General features: G+C 62.4%; 6 protein-coding genes. 2 read left to right on the forward strand and 4 right to left on the reverse strand.

The features are described 5' to 3' along the window. A partial coding sequence (locus tag U4012_RS35385; protein ID WP_321804494.1) for an SDR family NAD(P)-dependent oxidoreductase occupies positions 1-204 on the reverse strand: 204 nt, incomplete at its 3' end. A gap of 163 nt (positions 205-367) precedes the next feature. Between U4012_RS35385 and U4012_RS35390 the strand changes: the two genes are divergently transcribed. After that, positions 368-1,339 carry an aldo/keto reductase gene (locus U4012_RS35390; RefSeq protein ID WP_321804496.1) on the forward strand — a complete coding sequence of 324 codons (972 nt, stop codon included), beginning with the start codon at positions 368-370 and terminating at the stop codon, positions 1,337-1,339. Between the two features lie 111 nt (positions 1,340-1,450). Further along, a complete protein-coding gene (locus U4012_RS35395) occupies positions 1,451-2,296 on the forward strand; it encodes a 23S rRNA (adenine(2030)-N(6))-methyltransferase RlmJ (protein WP_124489871.1) in 846 nt (281 codons plus the stop codon). Between the two features lie 15 nt (positions 2,297-2,311). Here U4012_RS35395 and U4012_RS35400 read toward each other — a convergent pair whose 3' ends face one another. The 3 genes from U4012_RS35400 to cueR all read right to left on the reverse strand — a co-directional run bounded on the left by U4012_RS35400 (position 2,312) and on the right by cueR (position 3,561). After that, complete coding sequence (locus U4012_RS35400; protein ID WP_321804498.1) at positions 2,312-2,680, reverse strand: hypothetical protein; 369 nt, start codon at positions 2,678-2,680, stop codon at positions 2,312-2,314. 114 nt (positions 2,681-2,794) lie between these two features. Further along, positions 2,795-2,941, reverse strand: a complete 147-nt coding sequence (locus tag U4012_RS35405; RefSeq protein WP_081053322.1) for a DUF3563 family protein — start codon at positions 2,939-2,941, stop codon at positions 2,795-2,797. Between the two features lie 215 nt (positions 2,942-3,156). Continuing rightward, positions 3,157-3,561, reverse strand: a complete 405-nt coding sequence (cueR, locus tag U4012_RS35410) for a Cu(I)-responsive transcriptional regulator (RefSeq protein ID WP_044849283.1) — start codon at positions 3,559-3,561, stop codon at positions 3,157-3,159. Between the last annotated feature and the right edge of the window lie 241 nt (positions 3,562-3,802).

The following is a 3,802-nucleotide window of genomic DNA, read 5'->3' on the forward strand; positions in this document are numbered from 1 at the left end:
TTCGTTGGTCACGTCCATCGCGACGCCGATCGCCTTGCCGCCTGCCTTGACGATCTCGTCGGCAACCGCGTTTGCGCCGTCCTGGTTCAGGTCGGCGATCGCCACGGCCGCGCCCGCTTTCGCGAGCTCCAGCGCGATTTCCTTGCCGATGCCGCTTGCGGCGCCCGTGACGACTGCGGTCTTGCCGTTCAGATCTGCTGCCATGTCCGTCTCCTTCCGTTATCGGATCGAAAAAGCGCGCCCCGCTGCATCCGCTTTCGTCGCGGTCGTGCAGGTGGAGGCCAGCCGCTATTGTGCACGATCGGCCCCGCCGTTCGCGCGCAAAACGTCTAAGCTTAAGGTCGGTTCCGAGTCGCGGGAGATTCCCATGCACTATCGACGGCTAGGCCGCTCCGGCCTGCAGATCAGCGCGCTTTCGCTCGGCTCGTGGGTCACCTACGGCAACCAGGTCGATCAGCGGGTCGCCCGCGAATGCCTTGCGGCGGCCCGCGATGCGGGCGTCAATTTCTTCGACAACGCCGAGGTCTACGCCGGTGGCAAATCCGAGGAAATCATGGGCCAGGCGCTCAAGTCGCTCGGCTGGCCGCGCGTCAGCTACCTCGTGTCCACGAAGTTCTTCTGGGGGCTCGCGGAAGCGCCGAACCAGTACCACACACTGAACCGGAAATATCTGCTGAACGCGATCGACGGCTCGCTGCGCCGGCTGCAGCTCGACCATGTCGACCTCGTGTACTGCCATCGCCCCGATCCGAACACACCGATCGAGGAGACCGTCTGGGCGATGAGCGACATGATCGTACGCGGCAAGGCGCTGTACTGGGGCACGTCCGAATGGAGCGCCGACGAGATCCGCGCCGCGTACGAGATTGCCGAGCGGCACCATCTGCACAAGCCGGTCGTCGAGCAGCCGCAGTACAACCTGTTCCACCGTACCCGGGTCGAACAGGAATACGCACGGCTCTATCACGACTACGGCCTCGGCCTGACGACCTGGAGCCCGCTGGCATCGGGGCTGCTCACCGGCAAGTACCGGAACGGCGTACCGCCGGGCAGCCGCGCGCAATTGCCGGGCTACGACTGGCTCCGCGAACGGCTGACGGATCCGGTCAGCAACGATGTGGTCGAACGGCTCGGCGAGATCGCGGCCGAACTCGGCTGCAGCACCGCCCAGCTCGCGATTGCATGGGTGCTCGCGAATCCGCGCGTGAGTTCGGTCATTACCGGCGCCTCGCGAATCGAGCAGATCGGCGACAACATGCGCGCGCTCGACGTTGCCGAGAAACTGACGCCGGAGATCAAGCAACGCATCGAGGAGGCCGTCGGCGATGCATACGAGTAAGGCGGCTCACGCCCACTCGCGTACAATACGCGGCCGCATTGGCGCGCGGCCCGACGGCCCCGCGCGATCATCCGTTTTCATCGATTCACCCTTCGTTTCAGGCAGCCAGCCATGCTCAGTTATCGTCACGGTTTTCACGCAGGCAACCACGCGGACGTGCTCAAGCACGCCGTCGTCGTCCAGCTGCTGCGCTACCTGAACAAGAAAGACAAGTCGTACTGGTACATCGACACGCACGCCGGTGCCGGCGTGTATTCGCTGCGCGACGGTTATGCCGCCAAGACAGGGGAATTCGACACCGGCATCGGGCCGCTGTGGAACGAAAAGGACCTGCCCGAAGCGCTCGGCGACTACATCGACGAGGTGCGCGCGCTGAACGACGACGGTGAGCTGCACTACTATCCGGGCTCCCCGTATCTCGCATGGCGATCGATGCGCGAGCAGGACCGGATGCGCCTGTTCGAAATGCACACGACGGAAATCGACGTGTTGCGTCACAACTTCCGCGATGCGGGGCGCCGCGCGATGATTTTCGCCGGTGACGGCTTCGAGGGCATCAAGGCGCTGCTGCCGCCGCCGCCGCGACGCGCGCTCGTGCTGATCGATCCGTCCTATGAGGACAAGAAGGACTACGCGCGCACGGTGACTTGCGTGACGGAATGCCTGAAGCGTTTCGCGACGGGCTGTTACGCGATCTGGTATCCGCAGGTTGCGCGGGTGGAATCGCAGCGTTTTCCGGAGCAGCTCAAGCGCCTGCAGCCGAACAACTGGCTGCACCTGACGCTGACGGTATCGAATCCGCCGGCAGATGGCCTGGGCCTTTACGGCAGCGGAATGTTCATCCTGAATCCACCATACACGCTCGCGCAGAGCATGAACGAAGCGCTGCCGTATCTCGTCGAGCGCCTGGGACAGGACAGCGGCGCGCGGTGCCAGATCGAGCACCGCGGGAACTGAGCGAACGGTTTTCCGTTACGGCTGCGGTCTTGGCGCGGGTCTTGGCTGATTGGCCGGCGACCCACCCCAGCCCGGCACATTGATATACGGCGCGACAAACAGCGGGACCGAAGAATTCGGTCCCTGCCCGGCCGGCGCTCGCATGCCTGCGGGCTCAACGATCGGCTCGGACGATAACGGAGCCGTTTGCAACACCAGGCCGCCCTTGCCATCCTGGATCCCGCGTTGCGTATCGAGAATCAGCGGCCTGGACGACGTCGCCGCACCGGCCGCCATGCCGTGAGCGAGCACCGCGGCCCCCAGAACGAGACGCGCGCAGGAAACGTGACGCACATCGAGACGCAAACGCATGGTCGTGTTCTTCCGGTTGAAAAGCAGGTCCATACCATAGCGCCACGCCGACGATTTCGCCAGATCGGACGCACAAAAAAACAAAGCCCCGTCAACACGGGGCTTGCTTTTCGCTCGGTGCCACACGGCACCTGACGGTGACTCCGATTACAGCGAGTAGCCGTTGGTTTCGAGCGAGCGGATGCGGCTCTCGAGCTGGACGATGTCCGACGACGACGCGAGGTAAGCCTCACGGCGTTCACGCTCTGCGGATTCGAACCAGTTGCTCAGCTTTTCGACGATGTAGGCGATCATGATGTTCTCCAAGGAAGGGGGACCCCTGGCGAATCGAGATTCAGGGATTTCCCGTATAGGGTTATCCCGAATTATAGCGATGCCGCACCAAGATGCCAGTGAAATGCTTGCATGGAAGCCATTCCTGTTTGGAATGGTTTGCGAACTATCCGCCTCAACCCACTGATTTTTAAGGATATTGAATCGAGGCTCCTATTCGGCCTCGAGGATGTGCACTAATCTGGTTCACTGACAGGGTCGGCCAGGCGCGCCAAGATCGGGCATTCGGGTCGCCCGTCACCATGGCAGTGCGCGGCGAGATCGGCAAGTGTATTGCGCATGTCGCTCAATTCCGCGATGCGTTTGTCGAGTTCGGCCACGTGTTCGAGGGCGATCGACTTCACTTCGGCGCTGGCGCGGGAGCGGTCTTGCCAGAGCATTAGCAGCTTGCGAATATCCTCGACGAGAAAACCGAGCCGCCGCGCCTGGCGGATGAAACGCAGAATATGGACGTCATCCGAACCGTAGATGCGGTATCCGGCGTCGCTCCGCTTGCTCGGCGCAAGAAGGCCGACCTGCTCGTAGTACCGGATCATTTTTGCGCTGACGCCGGATTCGCGCGACGCGTCGCCGATATTCATTCCCTGCCCTCTCTCCATCAAGCACTGGTTCGAACACGAACGTCGACGCAAGCAACCGTCGACGACATTTCGATCGTATCAAATCGCGAGATTTCGTTCCTGGGTGGGCAGTGACGGCCGGATTGACCGCAATCTGGATGTCCTTATTGAGGTAGGTGGTGGCTGCGAAATCTGCCGGTTCGGGACAGCATGCAGCGTGTATCAAGCTGCCCGCCCACTGACGATCACGCCAACACTTGCA

The sequence above is a fragment of the Burkholderia sp. BCC1988 genome (assembly GCF_905339895.1).
Classification (GTDB): Bacteria; Pseudomonadota; Gammaproteobacteria; order Burkholderiales; family Burkholderiaceae; genus Burkholderia.